Here is a 14,263-nt window from a genome sequence, read left to right on the forward strand (position 1 = left end):
GTCACACCCGGCCCTCCGCGGAGCGACCGCCCTCCTCCCGCCCCGCCTGCTCCTGCTCCGCCCACGACATCAGCGACCGCCCCTGGAGCGCCGCCGCCATCAGCTCCGGGAACCGGTCGGGCGTGCACGCGAAGGCCGGCACGCCCATGGCCGCCAGCGCCGCGGCATTGGCGCGGTCGTAGGCGGGCGCCCCGTCGTCGGACAGCGCGAGCAGCACCACCACCTGCACCCCGGCCGCCTTCATTGCCGCCACACGGCGCAGCATCTCCTCGCGCACGCCCCCCTCGTGGAGGTCGCTGATGAGCACGAACACCGAGTCGGAGGGGCGGGTCATGAGCCCCTGGCAGTAGGCGAGCGCCCGGTTGATGTCGGTGCCGCCGCCCAGCCGGGTACCGAACAGCACCTCCACCGGGTCGGCGAGCCGGCCGGTCAGGTCCACGACCGAGGTGTCGAACGCCACCAGCGACGTCCGCAGCGCCCGCACCGACCCCAGCACGGCGGCGAACACGCCGGCGTAGACCACCGACGACGCCATCGACCCGCTCTCGTCGACCGCCAGCACGACGTGGCGCTGCACGCCCCGGTCGCGGCGGCCGTGGCCCACCAGCGTCTCCGGCACCACGGTGCGCCGCTCCGGCAGGTAGTGCCGCAGGTTGCGGCGGATCGTGCGGTCCCAGTCGATGTCGGCGGCCCGCCGCGGCCGGGCCGTCCGCGCCGACCGGTCCAGCGCACCCTGCACCACGGACCGTGTGTGCCCGGCCAGCCGGCGCTCCAGGTCCGCCACCACGCGGCGGACCACGGCCCGCGCAGACTCCCGGGCGGCCACGGGCAGCACCCGGGCCAGCGAGAGCAGCGTGCCGACCAGGTGCACGTCGGGCTCCACCGCGTCCATCATCTCCGGCTCCAGCAGCAGCCGTTCCAGGCCCAGCCGCTCCATGGCGTCGGCCTGCATCACCCGCACCACACCGGTGGGGAAGAAGGAGCGGATATCGCCCAGCCATGCCGCGACGCGCGGGGCCGACCCCTCCAAGCCGCCGCGGCGCGGCCCGTCCCCGCCGCGGTCACGGTCGTAGAGCGCGGCGAGCGCCCCGTCCATCCGGGCGTCGGCGCCGTCCAGCCCGCCCAGCGCCTCCCCGGCGGTGTCACCGAGCACCAGCCGCCACCGCCGCATCCGTTCCGACACCGCCTCTTCGGCCGTCGCTTCCGTGCCGCTCATTCCGTCCCCTTTGCTGGAAACCCACTGGGCCTTCGGCCGCGTGGCGCCGCCTTCACTCGCTCGGCGGCTCGCCGTGACGGGTCCATTGGTGCTGCCGGTGCCGCTCCCAGCACGAGGGCCGCCGTCGCCACGGCGGGAGCGGCGCGTCCGCTGTCGACGGCGGTGCTGGCCGTCGCCTTCGCCGTCGCCGACGCGCCGGTGCCCAGGTGTCGTGCCCTTTCGCCGATCGCCCGCCGTTCCGGTGCCGCGAACGCGCCGAAGGTGCGGCGCAGCAACGGCAGCACGTCGACGAACGCCTGCGGAGCCAAGTCGGCCAGCCACGCGTCGACCAGCGCGAGCAGGGCTTCGTCGTGGATCAGCAGCAGGCCGCCGCCGGACAGGAACCCCTCGATCCAGGCCGCCGCCCGCTCCGGGGGCGTGGCGCGCGATGTGGCCAGGCCCAGCCGTACTGCGGTGGTGGCGCCGCCGATCCGCCCGGATTCGTACAGGATGCGGTGTGCCCGCCCGCACACCCGGCCAGGGACGTCCTCGCGCACCGCGACCGAGGCGAGCGCGTCCAGCCAGTCGTCCTGGCACGCGCCGCCCAGCAGCACCGCCGCCCCGTGCACCTCGTCGATGGCGGTCACCATGCGCGTGGCGGCGTCGTCGCCCAGCCCCGACAGCGCCGGGCCCAGCCCGGCGCAGACCCGCGCCATCAGCTGGCCGGCGACCCGGCGCAGCGCTGCGGAGCCGGTCCGGCGGACGTCGCCGTAGCGGGCCGACCGGGCCAGCGGCGGCACCGCGTCCATCAGGTGCTCGATGTCGTCGTCCTCGGCCGCGCGGTCGGCCAGGCGCGCCAGCACGTCGTCGACCGCATCGTCCAGGCCGGCCTTGAGGCAGGCCTCGGTGAGCCCGGTCAGCTCGGGCAGGGGCGCCCGGGCGGCGATGTCGCGGGCGCGGGCGGCCGCGGCCCCGGCCACAGTGGTGCCCCACCGGCCGGCCTCGATCAGCGCGAGGTCGAGCTCCGGCGCCCAGGCCAGCGTCCACGTCTCGCGGAAGGTGCCCTGCGACCGCGTCGGGTCGCGCCGGGGCTCGCCCCACGCGACCCCGATGAGCCGCAACCGGTGCAGCAGGGCGCTGCGCGTGCGCGCGGACTCCTCGCGCAGGTCCAGGTCCAGGTCGCGCGGCGCCGGGCCGGGCGTGAGCCGCAGCCGCCGCTGACAGGCCGCGAGGTCGCGCTGGAGCGGCACCATCGGGGTGGAATCGGGCACCGCCCCCATCCGCTCCCCGAGCGCCATCTCGCCGTGCACCAGGTCGGCGCGTTCGACCGAGCCCTCGCACAGCACCGCCGACGTCGCCTCGGCCAGCTCCGCCAGCCCCGCGAGCGGGCGCCCGCGGAGCGCGGCCAGCGCCCCGGTCAGCCGGACCGCCTCGATGACGTGCGCGGACGAGACCGGCTGGCCCTTCTCGCGCAGCAGCCGCGCGGCCTCCGTCAACCAGCGTTCCACCGGGCGGTCCGCCACCGTGAAGAGGTGGTGGTACCAGCCGGGGGAGCGGACGCCGGCCAGGTACCCCGCCCCCGCGGCCAGCCGGCCGTGGGTCCAGGGGATCCAGGTCGCGGCCACCTTCACCTTGGGCCGGCCGCGCAGCAGCGCGTCGTCGTCGGCGACGCGGGGGTGCTCGAGCAGCGCGGGGACGTGCCAGGCACCGCACACCACGGCGATCCGCTGGTAGCCGGCGCGTAGCGCCGAGCGCAGCACCCGGCGCATGTGCGCCTCCCGGCGGGCCTCGCGCGGATCGGCGGGCTCGGGGGCGAGTTCGGCGCGCACCGCCGTCATCGCCTCGGCGATGGCCGGGAACGGCGAGGGCACCCCGTCGTCGGCGCCGGGGCCGGGGCGCTGCTCGATGACGTCGTCCCACCACCGCTCGGGGTCGTCGTAGCCGGCGGCCTCGGCGAGCACGCCCAGCGGGTCGACGCGGCTGCGCTCGGCGACCCCGGGACCGTCGCCGCCGGCGGGCGCCCCGCCGGGCCCGCCTTCCTCCGGCGCGGTGCCAGGCCCCGGTGCCGCCTCGGCCAGGGAGAGCGCAGCGGGCAGGTCGCAGAAGCGGACGTCGGCCCCCGCGCGGGCGGCGTAGTCCAGCGCCACCCACTCGGGGGAGAACTCCGCGAACGGCCAGAACGCGGCCCGCGCGGTGTCGCCCGGCGTGTAGGCGAGCAGCGCGACCGGCGGCTTCAGCTCCGGCACCAGGCGGGTCAGCGCGTCGGCCTCGGGCGGTCCCTCGATCAGCACCGCGTCGGGCCGCAACCCCTCCAGTGCGGCCCGCACCGCCCGCGCCGACCCGGGCCCGTGGTGGCGCACCCCCAGCACGTGGACGCGGCCGGTGTCCACCCGCCGCCCCATCAGCGGCCCGCCTCGCGGCAGGCGGCGTAGAAGTCCGCCCAGCCGGCGCGCTCGCGCACGACGGTCTCCAGGTATTCGCGCCACACGACGCCGTCGGAGACCGGGTCCTGCACCACGGCGCCGTGGACCCCGGCCGCGACATCGGCCGGGCGCAGCGTCCCGTCGCCGAAATGGGCGGCCAGCGCGATGCCGCCGGTCAGGACCGAGATCGCCTCGGCGGTGCTGAGCGTGCCGCTGGGCGACTTCACCTTGGTGCGGCCGTCGGCCGTCACCCCGGCGCGCAGCTCCCGGAACACCTGGACGATGCGGCGGATCTCGGCCGTGCTGGTGGGCACCTGGGGCAGCTCCAGCGCACGGCCCAGGTCGGCGACACGGCGGGAGACGATCTCGACCTCGTCGTCGGCGGTCTGCGGCAGCGGGAGCACCACGGTGTTGAACCGCCGCCGCAGCGCGCTGGACAGGTCGTTGACGCCGCGGTCGCGGTCGTTGGCCGTGGCGATGATGTTGAAGCCGCGCACCGCCTGCACCTCGGTGCCCAGCTCCGGCACGGGCAGGGTCTTCTCCGACAGGACCGTGATCAGCGCGTCCTGGACATCGGAGGGGATGCGGGTCAGCTCCTCGATCCGGGCCAGGCGGCCTTCGGCCATCGCGGTCATCACCGGGCCGGGCACCAGGGCGGAGCCGGAGGGTCCCTCGGCCAGCAGCCGGGCGTAGTTCCAGCCGTAGCGCACCGCCTCCTCGGCGGTTCCGGCGGTGCCCTGCACCAGCAGGGTGGAGTCGCCCGAGATGGCGGCGGCCAGGTGCTCCGACAGCCAGGTCTTGGCGGTGCCGGGGACCCCCAGGAGCAGCAGGGCGCGGTCGGTGGCCAGGGTGGCCACCGCGACCTCCACGACGCGGCGGGCGCCGATGTACTTGGGGGTGACCACGGTGCCGTCGTCGAGCGTGGTGCCGAGAACGTAGGCGGTCACGGCCCACGGCGACAGCCTCCACCCGGGCGGGCGCGGCCGGTCGTCGGCGGCGGCGAGGGCGGCCAGTTCGTCGGCGAAGTGCTGCTCGGCGTGCGGGCGCAGGACGGCGGCCGCGGGGGTGGCGGAGGTCAACGCAGCTCCTCGTGCAGGTCGGATCGGAATCGGAGGGTGCGGGCGAGCCGGGCGCGCGGGTCACGGCGATCGCCGCCGGCGTCGTGGGCGTCCTCGTCGGCCTCGTCGGTGACGTGGTGGTCGTCATCGGCGAAGGCGTCGAACAGCGGGTGCATGCGGGGCGGCAGCCAGGTCTCGGCCTCGCGACACAGCCCCGCCAGCGGGGCGGAGGCGAGGTCCGTGGCGGGCTCCCGGAGGATCGCGCGGGCCACCAGGGCGCCCAGCTCCTCGGTCCAGGGGCAGGAGAGCTGCTCCACCGCGGTGAGCAGGGCGCCGGCGGAGGCGCCGGTCCCGCGCTCGGCCGCCCACGCGCACCTCTCCGCAACGGGCAGCAGGGCCAGCAGCGCGCGCCCGCGGCTGCCGCGCAGGTCGTGGCCGCGTGTGAGCCGGTCCAGGCAGGCGGGGAGCAGCGCACGCGCCCATGCGGCGTCGCGCTGGACCACGGCCGCGTTGGCCAGCGCATCGAGCAGGTCCCCGTCGCCGGAGTCCGCGGCCAGGCCCGCCACGTGGGCGCGGTCGCCGCCGAAATGGCCGGTCCAGGTGCCGAGCGGGGTGTGCGACACCAGCGACCACAGCCACTCGCGGCGGATCTCCCCGCGGGGGTCGCCCCCCTTGGGCGCGGTGACGTTCAGGTCCCGGGCCAGGGCGGAGTCCGTCAGGTCGGGCAGCGTCACGCGGAGGCCGGCGGGGGCGGGGGCGATGTGGCGCCGTGCGTGGCCGGCCAGCCTCCTGCCGCGCTCGGTGTCGCCCAGCCGGGCCGTCAGCGCCATGGCCAGGCCGCGGACGCGAGGGCTGGCGTCGGCCAGCGCCTCGGCCAGCAGCGGTTCGTCGCCGGGGGAGAGCCCGTCCTCCAGCGACTCCAGCAGCCGGTGGCGGCGGTCGGCGTCGCCGGCCCGCCACTGCTCCACGGTGAAGGCGCCGACCGGAGCCAGCCGGAGCAGGTAGGACCACTGGGGCGCGACCCCGGCCAGCCAGAAGCCGCGCTCGCCACAGACGCGGGCCACCCGGCGGCCCAGTCCGCGGTCGCGGGCGCCGGCGTCGAGCAGCCGGGGGAGCAGGTGCGGGGGGACGCGCCGCCCCCGCTCGGCGGCGAGGTCCAGCCACTCGCCCAGGTGGACGCCGGTGCCGGCGGCGTCGTCGAGCAGCCCGCGCAGCCGCAGCGCCGCGGCATCGCCCACCACCGGGGCCGTTTCGGCCGGAGCGGCCGGTAGCGGATCGGCCCGTCCCGCCACCCGCCCGGCCCGATCGCGCACCGCGACGAGCGCGGCCCGGGCGAGCAGCGTCAGCGCCGGGTCTTCCTCGGAAACAGCGGGCAGCCCAGCCGGATCCGGCACGGCCCGCCGCCCGGTGCCCACCAGGGCCGCGGACACCAGATCCGCCCACACGTCGGATGTCGGCACGGAGAACGGTCCTCTCAAGGGGGAAGAAGGAGGAGGCGGAAGCGGCTCTCTGCATAGCCGCACGTCCGCCGACGCGGGAGGGCGCCGGTCGCCGTTCAGGCCGCGATCACGGCATCGGGCGACGCCATCGGCGGGCGCCCCCGCGGAGACGGATCGGACCCGGGTCGTTCGGCGCACCACCCGGCACGCCCCGGCGGTCGACCCGCTGCCTGAGCCCGGCCCCGTTCGGGCGCGCGCCGCGGTGCCATGCCCGGCCCGTGAGCCGCCGTCCCTGGGACGGCCGGTCGACGGGGCGTGGCGCGTGTGCCGGCGCATGCGTTCCGGGGGCGTGCGGCGCTGCATCGCGGTCCGCGTCCGCCGCGACGGGCCGATCGGGGGCCGGCCCGTGCGGCCATGGCGGGAGCGTCGGGCCCTCGGCCCCAGTCGGCGCATCGCGGAGTCCGGACCGCTGGCCGGGCCGCCGGTCGCGTCGACGCGGCTGGGAGCCGCCTGCCGCGGCGCTGTGCCCAGCGCGTCGGCCGTTTTTCCTGCGAGCGCTCCGCATGGTGGCACGGCCGGGGCCCTGACGCCGCCTGGCTGCGCCGGTTGCGCTCGAACAGCCGGCCAGGCCGGCCTTCGCGAACCGTCGTGCGATGCGGCGCCTGGACGGCCGCGTGCTTTTCCGAAAGCATCCAACGAACAGGACCTGGGCCGTCCATCGGCGACGGCGTGTGCCGACCGGGGCAGTGCCGTGACGATCCCGCGGCTCGGGCCGCCCTTCGCCCGTGGGTCTTCGGTGTGAGCATCATGGCGGCCTACACGGATTCGTCGGTGAGTGGCACGGGGGTGCCGTCGGGGTGCCAGACGGTCAAAGGGCGCAGGCCGTGCGGGGTCGACTCCGCGGCGACCCTGGCCGGGGTGCCGCCGGTGATGGCGGCCAGCAGCCACGGGGGCGATGAGTCGGGGTGCAGTGGCAGGGCGGCTCCGGTGGGGTCGGTCAGCCACCAGCCGTTGTTGCGGGCTACGGCGGCGTCGGCGATCACCGCCGGCCACGCCTCCAGCCAGGGGTCGTCGGCCAGGACGCGGGCCCAGGACGCGAGGGCGTCGGCGACGGTGCCGCCTCGCGGAGGCCCGGCCCGCCGCTCGCCGTGGCGCCGGGTGATGGCCGCGCGTGATTCGGCCGGGTGGAACGCGAGGTCGGCGTCCACTTCGGTGCCGACCCGGACCGGGGAGTCCGGGGCCCGGCCGGGGCGGGCGTAGGACACCAGGGCGGCGGTGCGCCCGCTGGTGCCGCCGCGCAGCCAGGTGCGCCGGCCGCGTACCCGGCCCGCGCGGAAGAACGCGCCCCCCAGCACCTGCCAGGTGTCGCGGACCGGCGCGGATGCGTCGGCCGTGGTGGGCAGGCCCACCCGGGACCGGACGGTCGCCGCCAGGGCGTCCGGGAGGTGGTCGCGGCGGCGGAACCCGGTGATCAGCAGCCGCAGCAGCGCGTACTCCGCCAGCAGCCGCGACGGCCAGTCGGCGGCCGAGCCGATCCCGGCGAGGTCGCGGACGCGGTCGGCGACCCGCGCCGCCTGGGCGTCGACCAGCCGCGCCGCCATGTCGTCATAGCGGGCGTAGCCGGGGTCGCGCGCAGCGGCGAGGCCGGACTCGACCTGGTCGCGCAGCCACAGCTCCAGTTCGGCGAGGCCGTCGGCCACCCGTTCGTCGCGCCGCCGGGCCCTCTTCTCGCGCGGGTCGACGACGGCCGGGCCGGTCCCGAGCACGGGCCCCGACGAGGGCCGGGCGGCCCCCGCCGCCGCCCCGCGTCCTGCGGGATCAGGGGCGGGAGACCCGAGGTCATCGGCGCTCCAACGTTCGCTCACACCCCTGAATCTAGGGCCCGGGTCGGACATTTCCGGGGGCACGGACAGCGGACGCAGGGGGTGATATCGGCCATCCCGGTGATTCGGCGAGCACGCGGCGTTACCGTGAAACGGGAGCACGGAGCGGACCGGGGAGCGATGATGGACGTGGGACGGGACCGAGACGAAGCGGACCGCGGGGAGCTGCTGGAACTCCTCGTGGGGCCGTGGCTGGCACAGGCGGTCTCCGCCGGCGTCGAGCTGGGCGTGATCGACCGGGTGGAGCAGGAGCCGGCCGGTCCCGGAGAGCTCGCCGATGGGCTCGGCCTGCAACCCGAGCCGCTGCTCCGGCTGCTGCGGGTGCTCGCGGCCATCGGGATCCTCACCGAGGACGCCGAAGGCCGCTACGCCCCCACGCGCAAGGGCCGCCTCCTCGTCGCCACCCACCCCGGGTCGATGCGCGACCTCGCGCTGCTCTACACGAGCGATTTCTTCACCGACGCCTGGAAGCGGCTGGGCGATGCCGTCCGCACCGGCGAGTCCGCCTTCCGCGCGGCGCACGGCACCGACATCTACGGCTACCTGCACGCCCACCCCGGCGACTCCGCGCTCTTCGACGCGGGCATGTCGGTGGGGAGCTCGTTCGCCGCCGAGCTCCCGGCCGTGGTCGACTTCGCTGCGGCCTCGCGGGTCGTGGACGTGGGCGGCGGCGACGGCTCGGTGCTGGCCGGGCTGCTCATGGCCTACCCGCACCTCAGCGGTGTGCTCTTCGAGCGCCCCGACGTGATGCGCTCCGCCGAGGGCCGCCTGGGGACCTACGTCGCCGAGGGCCGCTGCGAGGCGGTACCCGGCGACTTCTTCCGCGACGTCCCCTCCGGCGGGGACGTCTACCTGCTCTGCCGCGTCCTGCACAACTGGGACGACGACAACGCGCGGGCGATCCTGGCCAACTGCCGGGCCGCCATGCCCGACGACGGCCGGCTGCTGATCCTGGAGCGGGTCGTTCCCGACCGCGACCCCGCGCGGCTGGCGCCCACCTTCGACCTGCACATGATGGTCATGACCGCCGGCCGCGAGCGCACCGCCGCCGAGTACGGCGAACTGCTGCACGCGGCGGGGCTGCGCGCCCGCGAGATCCGCGACCTGGCCGCCGAGATGCGGGTCCTGGTCGCGGTCCCCGGCTGACCCGAGCGGGCTCCGGACCCGGCCCCGCGCCGCCGACCTGGTGGCCGGGCGGCCGGTGGGCCACCTCCACGACACCCCCGGCGGTGCCGCGCCGCAGGTCGCAGGGGTCGCGCCGTGAATATCCCGAAACCGCCCACCTGGTCGGCGCCGGATCGATACGATCACCGGCACGGGGGGCCGGTCCAGGTGTGAGCGTTGGTTTTCGAGGAGGCCGCCAGGTGTCGGGACGGGAACGGGAGCGCTTTGCCTGCACGGACGCCATCGTCGTGCCCATCCGCGGTGAGATCGACATCGCCACCGCCGACGACATGCACGACCGCATCCTGCGGGCGGCGGGGCTCGCGGGCCGCTCCTGTGTGGTCGTCGACCTCTCCGGTGTGGTCTTCTTCGACGCCAGCGGGGTGCGCGCCCTCATGGGCGCCTACCGCCGGCTGACCGGCGAGGGTCGGCACATGGTCCTCGCCGAGCCCACATCGGTGCCCGCGCGCATCCTCGACGCCCTCCAGCTCCACGAGATCTTCGACGTCTACCCCCTGGTCGAGATGGCCCTCGCCCACGTGAACCGCCCCGCCCGCCGCTGAGCGGCCCCGGCCACGGCCCGCCGAGCGGGGGCGGCGAACCGCGCCCGTCAGGCCGGCTCCAGGAACGGGGCGAGCAGCCCCGGGACCGCGGCGTCGGCCAGGCGCACCCCCTCGCCCAGGCCCATGTCGACCGCCCGGTACACACCGGAACCCCCGGCGGTGGTCGCGCCCACGGTCACCAGGCCGGCGCGGCGCTGCATCGGCGAGCGGGTGAACCGCCAGCCGATGATCCCGTCGCGCTCCAGCGCGACCGTTGCGCGCGCGGCCATGCCCGCGCGCGTCACCAGGTGCCCTGGCGTGAGGGCGTGCCCCAGCCCCCGGTAGGCGCCGACGGCATAGGCCACCAGCAGCGGCGCGGCCACCGCGGCAGCGGCGGGCCCGGCCCACCACGCGACCCACGGCGTCACCGCCGCCGCACCGACGAGCACGGCCGCGATCACGGCGGCCCCCAGCAGCGCGCCGGCCACACGGCGGCGCAGCGCGGCGCGGGGATGCGCGGCGAGCGGGGTGTCGAGGAGGGAGAACGGGGCGTTCAGCACCGCGGCGGCCAGCCGTCGCGCCCGCGGCCCAGGCATGGCCGGCGACAGTGCGCTGCGGGCGACGGTCTCCTCGCGGTCGCCGCCGCCCAGGCCGGTCGCCACCGCCGCCACCTTCGCCCCGCCGGACCAGCGCAGCGGCAGGGGCTCCAGTACCTCCGCACCGTGCAGCCGGCGCTCCTCCACCGACAGCGACTTGGCGGTGAGCAGCCCCCGCTGCACCAGCAGCGTGCCGTCGGATTCCCGCGTCATCCGGTAGTTCCACCACGCCTCCACCTGGAGGGCGGTCGCGGCGACCGTGCCCGTCACGGCGACGGTGAGCACCAGGGCCGGGACGGCGACGAACGGGTGGGCGAGGACGGCCTCCCACACGGGCAGGGTCATGCGGACGGCCCGCTGCTCGCCGAACCAGCTGAGCACCTGCCAGGCACCGCCGATCGCGCCCGCGCCGAGCAACGGGACGGCCCGGCTGAGCGGGGCGTAGCCGAACCAGGCCGGGGACAGCCCGGCCAGTACCGCGGTACCGGGCAGGCCGGACGCGTCGCCGGCATCGGCCCCGGGCCCGCGGAGCAGGAGTTCGCGGCGCAGCCGCGCGCCCTCGGCCGCGGTCACGAAGTCCAGGCGCAGCTCGTCCTGCCGGGCGGCGCCGGCGGAGACGCCGGTGCCCACGGTGACGCTGCACAGCCCCAGCACGCGCGCCCAGAGCGGAGCGGAGACGTCCACGCTGCGGATCCGCTCGCGCGGGATCGACCGCGAGGTGCGCGCGACGATCCCGGAGTCCATCTCCATGCGCTCGCCGGTGACCCGGTAGCGGGTGCGGCGCAGCCGCAGGGCGTCGGCTCCGGCCAGGGCCGCGATGAGCGCCGCGGCGGCGGTGACGATGGTCAGCCCCCACGGCACCAGCGCGCCGGCGAGGGCGACAGCGGCCGTGGCGACGATCGCGGGCAGCCCGATCACGGCGGCGAGCAGGGCCACACTGGCCCACACGGTGGCCGGGCTGAGGCGGCGCCACTCCGCCGAGACAGCGGGGGAGCCGGGGTCGTGGCGCGGGGCGGGCCCCACCGGGGTCGCGGCGGTCATGTGGCATCACCGGCCGGGGCCGCCCCGGTGGTGGCGGCCGTCAGGCGGGCGGCGAGCTCGGCCGCGCGTTCGTGGCTGAGCCCGTCGATGCTGAGGGGCCCGGCGGCCGAGGCGGTCGTGACGGTCAGGCTGGACAGGCCGAACAGCCGCTGGAGCGGCCCGCGGTCGGTGTCGACGGTCTGGATCCGCGACATCGGCGCGATCCGCCATTCCTGCCAGAGCCACCCCGAGGCGGTGTAGACGGCGTCGTCGGTGACCTCCCAGCGGTGGACCCGGTAGCGCCACTGCGGCATCGCCGCGGTCACGAGGGCTCCGGCGGCGGCGAGGAGCCCGGCGGCGAGCCAGAGCCAGGGGCGTGCGGCGTCCAGGGGCAGGGCGGTCGCCGCCGCGGGCGCGGCCGCCAGCGGTACGGCGATGAGCAGGGACCGGGCGGTCCACCAGGCGATGGCGCGGCGCTCCACCCGGTGGCGGGGCGGTCGCAGGCGCAGAGGCATGGCCACTCCCCTTTCGGTGTCGGTCCGGAGCAGGTCCGGAGAAGGCGGTCAATAAAGTGATATCACAATGCTATGCTGACGGCATCATCTCGACCGAAGGAGGACATCCATGGACGACACGACCCGCGGCGCCGCCGTGAGCGTGCAGATGCCGGACCCCAAGGTCCGTGAACGCGGGGTGCACGGGGCTCCGGGCCTGCCCATTGCGGTCCTGTGCCTGGTCCTGCTCCTCGCCGGCGCGTTCCTGGTGCTCGCCGGGTGGTTCGCCGGCGCGGGAGCGGCCGCGTGGGTCGGCGGGATCCTGTCGATCCTGGCCGGCCTGGCGGCCGCGGCCGGGCTGACCGTGGTGGCCCCCAACGAGGCCCGCGTCGTGCAGTTCCTCGGCCGCTACGCCGGGACGGTGCGCGAGGACGGCCTGCGCTGGGTCAACCCCCTGACCACGCGGAAGCCGATCTCCACGCGCATCCGCAACCACGAGACCTCGGTCATGAAGGTCAACGACTTCGACGGCAACCCGATCGAGATCGCCGCGGTCGTGGTCTGGCAGGTCGAGGACACCGCCCGCGCGGTCTTCGAGGTCGACGACTACGTGCGGTTCGTCTCCATCCAGACCGAGACCGCCGTGCGGCATATCGCCAACAACTACCCCTACGACGCACACGACGAGAGCCGGCTGTCGCTGCGCGACAATGCCGACGAGATCACCGAGAAGCTGTCGGTGGAGATCGCCGCGCGGGTGGAGTCGGCGGGCGTGCGGATCGTCGAGTCGCGCTTCACCCACCTCGCCTACGCCCAGGAGATCGCCCAGGCCATGCTCCAGCGCCAGCAGGCCGGCGCGGTCGTGGCCGCCCGGCAGCTGATCGTGGAGGGCGCGGTCGGCATGGTCGACCTGGCGCTCCAGCGCCTGTCGGAGCAGGACGTGGTCGAGCTCGACGAGGAGCGCAAGGCGTCGATGGTCAGCAACCTGCTCGTCGTGCTGTGCTCGGACCGGCCGACCAGCCCGGTGGTCAACACCGGCTCGCTGTACCAGTAGCGGACGGCCGATCACCGTGGCCGAGCGGAAGAAGATCCTGCTGCGACTCGACCCCGCCGTGCACGACGCGCTCGCCCGTTGGGCGGGCGACGAGCTGCGCAGCACCAACGCGCAGATCGAGTTCCTCCTCCGCCGCGCGCTGTCCGATGCGGGCCGCATGCCCAAGAACAGCGCTGCCATCCCCCGCCGGGGGCGCCCGAAGAAGGCGCCGGAGCCCGAGAGCGACGACGCCCCATCCGACGACCCCCCGCCCGACGGCGGCCCGGCGGCCGAGGGGTGACCGGGCCCGGGACGGCGGCTCCGCGGAGCCGCCGTCCCGGGCCCGGTCTGTAATGCCAGGTCGCGCGGTTAGAAGGGTGTGATGTGGCACCCTGGGCGGAATCGGGGCCTCCAGTGTCAAGATCCCGTCCACGGCCGTTATCGGCCATGGCGATACGCGCGGTAACCCTGTTCTCGCCGCTGGTCACTGTGTTTTCCTGTGGCGGCTGGTGCCACAAGCATCCACAACCAAGGATGGGTCACATGTCCGAAACCAGACGATCTATCGACGCCGAATCCCCCTCTGGCGCGGCCGATGGGATGTCCCGGCGGAACATCCTCCGCGGATCGGCACTCGTCGCCGGTGGCGTCCTGCTCGGTAGTGCGGCTCAGGTGGGGATGGCCGGAAGCGCCCTCGCCGCACCCGAGCCCTCGATCTCGTCGCGTTCCGCTTGGGGCGCCCGCCCGCCGTCGAGCCCGGCGCAGGTGACCAACACCAGGCCGACCTACATCGTGGTCCACCACACCGCCACGGCCAACAGCACCGACTACAGCCAGAGCCACGCGTTCGCGCTGTCGCGGTCGATCCAGAACTTCCACATGGACTCCAACGGCTGGGCCGACACCGGGCAGCAGCTCACGATCAGCCGCGGCGGGTACGTCATGGAGGGCCGCAACCTCTCCCTGTCGTCCATCCGCAACGCACGGCACGTGGTGGGCGCGCACGTCGCCAACTACAACGGCGTCGCCGTCGGCATCGAGAACGAGGGCACCTACACCTCCGCCACCCCCACCACCGCGCTCTACAACGCGCTCGTGGCCACCTGCGCCTGGCTGTGCACGGTCTATGCCCGGCCCACCTCGGCCATCGTCGGGCACCGCGACCTCAACGCCACGGCCTGCCCCGGCGACCAGCTCTACGCGCGGCTGCCGCAGCTGCGCTCCGATGTCGGCGCCCGGCTGAGCAGCATCGGCCTGGCAGAGCTGAACGACGGCGACCCGCGCAACGGCCAGAGCGCATCCGCACCGGCCGACGAGCAGTTCGCCCACTATCAGCACGGTCCCGCCCTCGGATCGCGCGACCCCAACCACGCGATCGGCTGACCCCGGCCCGGCAGCGGCGGCCCCTCGGCCGCC

The 14,263-nt window shown here is 75.9% G+C and carries 12 protein-coding genes; 5 read left to right on the forward strand and 7 right to left on the reverse strand.

From position 1 onward, the window contains the following. Position 1 precedes the first annotated feature (1 nt). The 5 genes from ACFOVU_RS12160 to ACFOVU_RS12180 form a co-directional block, all read right to left on the reverse strand. Complete coding sequence (locus tag ACFOVU_RS12160; protein ID WP_378532951.1) at positions 2 to 1,216, reverse strand: VWA domain-containing protein; 1,215 nt, start codon at positions 1,214 to 1,216, stop codon at positions 2 to 4. After that, on the reverse strand, positions 1,213 to 3,597 hold the full coding sequence (locus ACFOVU_RS12165) for a DUF5682 family protein (RefSeq protein WP_378532953.1): 2,385 nt from the start codon (positions 3,595 to 3,597) through the stop codon (positions 1,213 to 1,215). Before ACFOVU_RS12165 ends, ACFOVU_RS12160 begins: the two co-directional genes overlap by 4 nt. Next, positions 3,597 to 4,697 (reverse strand): ATP-binding protein, encoded by a 1,101-nt coding sequence (locus tag ACFOVU_RS12170; RefSeq protein WP_378532955.1) that lies wholly within the window; start codon positions 4,695 to 4,697, stop codon positions 3,597 to 3,599. Before ACFOVU_RS12170 ends, ACFOVU_RS12165 begins: the two co-directional genes overlap by 1 nt. Then, a complete protein-coding gene (locus ACFOVU_RS12175) occupies positions 4,694 to 6,136 on the reverse strand; it encodes a DUF5691 domain-containing protein (RefSeq protein WP_378532957.1) in 1,443 nt (480 codons plus the stop codon). The genes ACFOVU_RS12170 and ACFOVU_RS12175 overlap by 4 nt, the downstream gene beginning before the upstream one ends. Before the next feature lie 794 nt (positions 6,137 to 6,930). Next, positions 6,931 to 7,980, reverse strand: coding sequence for an SWIM zinc finger family protein (locus ACFOVU_RS12180; protein WP_378532959.1), 1,050 nt, complete (start codon positions 7,978 to 7,980; stop codon positions 6,931 to 6,933). A 147-nt stretch (positions 7,981 to 8,127) separates the two neighbouring features. Between ACFOVU_RS12180 and ACFOVU_RS12185 the strand changes: the two genes are divergently transcribed. After that, complete coding sequence (locus ACFOVU_RS12185; RefSeq protein WP_378532961.1) at positions 8,128 to 9,144, forward strand: methyltransferase; 1,017 nt, start codon at positions 8,128 to 8,130, stop codon at positions 9,142 to 9,144. Positions 9,145 to 9,362: 218 nt separating this feature from the next. Then, on the forward strand, positions 9,363 to 9,725 hold the full coding sequence (locus ACFOVU_RS12190; RefSeq protein WP_378532963.1) for an STAS domain-containing protein: 363 nt from the start codon (positions 9,363 to 9,365) through the stop codon (positions 9,723 to 9,725). 47 nt (positions 9,726 to 9,772) lie between these two features. On the opposite strand, the gene ACFOVU_RS12195 is transcribed toward ACFOVU_RS12190, so the two are convergent. Continuing rightward, complete coding sequence (locus ACFOVU_RS12195) at positions 9,773 to 11,341, reverse strand: PH domain-containing protein (RefSeq protein WP_378532965.1); 1,569 nt, start codon at positions 11,339 to 11,341, stop codon at positions 9,773 to 9,775. Next, positions 11,338 to 11,835, reverse strand: a complete 498-nt coding sequence (locus ACFOVU_RS12200) for a PH domain-containing protein (RefSeq protein ID WP_378532967.1) — start codon at positions 11,833 to 11,835, stop codon at positions 11,338 to 11,340. The genes ACFOVU_RS12195 and ACFOVU_RS12200 overlap by 4 nt, the downstream gene beginning before the upstream one ends. 109 nt (positions 11,836 to 11,944) lie before the next feature. On the opposite strand from ACFOVU_RS12200, the gene ACFOVU_RS12205 reads away from it, so the two are divergent. The 3 genes from ACFOVU_RS12205 to ACFOVU_RS12215 all read left to right on the forward strand — a co-directional run bounded on the left by ACFOVU_RS12205 (position 11,945) and on the right by ACFOVU_RS12215 (position 14,230). Continuing rightward, positions 11,945 to 12,868 carry an SPFH domain-containing protein gene (locus ACFOVU_RS12205; RefSeq protein WP_378532969.1) on the forward strand — a complete coding sequence of 308 codons (924 nt, stop codon included), beginning with the start codon at positions 11,945 to 11,947 and terminating at the stop codon, positions 12,866 to 12,868. 16 nt (positions 12,869 to 12,884) lie between these two features. After that, positions 12,885 to 13,148, forward strand: a complete 264-nt coding sequence (locus tag ACFOVU_RS12210) for a hypothetical protein (RefSeq protein WP_378532971.1) — start codon at positions 12,885 to 12,887, stop codon at positions 13,146 to 13,148. Positions 13,149 to 13,390: 242 nt separating this feature from the next. Continuing rightward, positions 13,391 to 14,230: a peptidoglycan recognition protein family protein gene (locus ACFOVU_RS12215; RefSeq protein ID WP_378532973.1), complete on the forward strand. Its 840-nt coding sequence runs from the start codon at positions 13,391 to 13,393 to the stop codon at positions 14,228 to 14,230. Positions 14,231 to 14,263: the final 33 nt, after the last annotated feature.

Origin of the sequence: Nocardiopsis sediminis, assembly GCF_042650565.1 — a bacterium.
Lineage (GTDB): Bacteria > Actinomycetota > Actinomycetes > Streptosporangiales > Streptosporangiaceae > Nocardiopsis_B > Nocardiopsis_B sediminis.

Coding starts and splice junctions, on each gene's coding strand:
- ACFOVU_RS12160 (WP_378532951.1), bottom strand. CDS start 1,216: ATGAGCGGCACGGAAGCGACGGCCGAAGAGGCGGTGTCGGAACGGATG.
- ACFOVU_RS12165 (WP_378532953.1), bottom strand. CDS start 3,597: ATGGGGCGGCGGGTGGACACCGGCCGCGTCCACGTGCTGGGGGTGCGC.
- ACFOVU_RS12195 (WP_378532965.1), bottom strand. CDS start 11,341: ATGACCGCCGCGACCCCGGTGGGGCCCGCCCCGCGCCACGACCCCGGC.
- ACFOVU_RS12200 (WP_378532967.1), bottom strand. CDS start 11,835: ATGCCTCTGCGCCTGCGACCGCCCCGCCACCGGGTGGAGCGCCGCGCC.
- ACFOVU_RS12205 (WP_378532969.1), top strand. CDS start 11,945: ATGGACGACACGACCCGCGGCGCCGCCGTGAGCGTGCAGATGCCGGAC.
- ACFOVU_RS12215 (WP_378532973.1), top strand. CDS start 13,391: ATGTCCGAAACCAGACGATCTATCGACGCCGAATCCCCCTCTGGCGCG.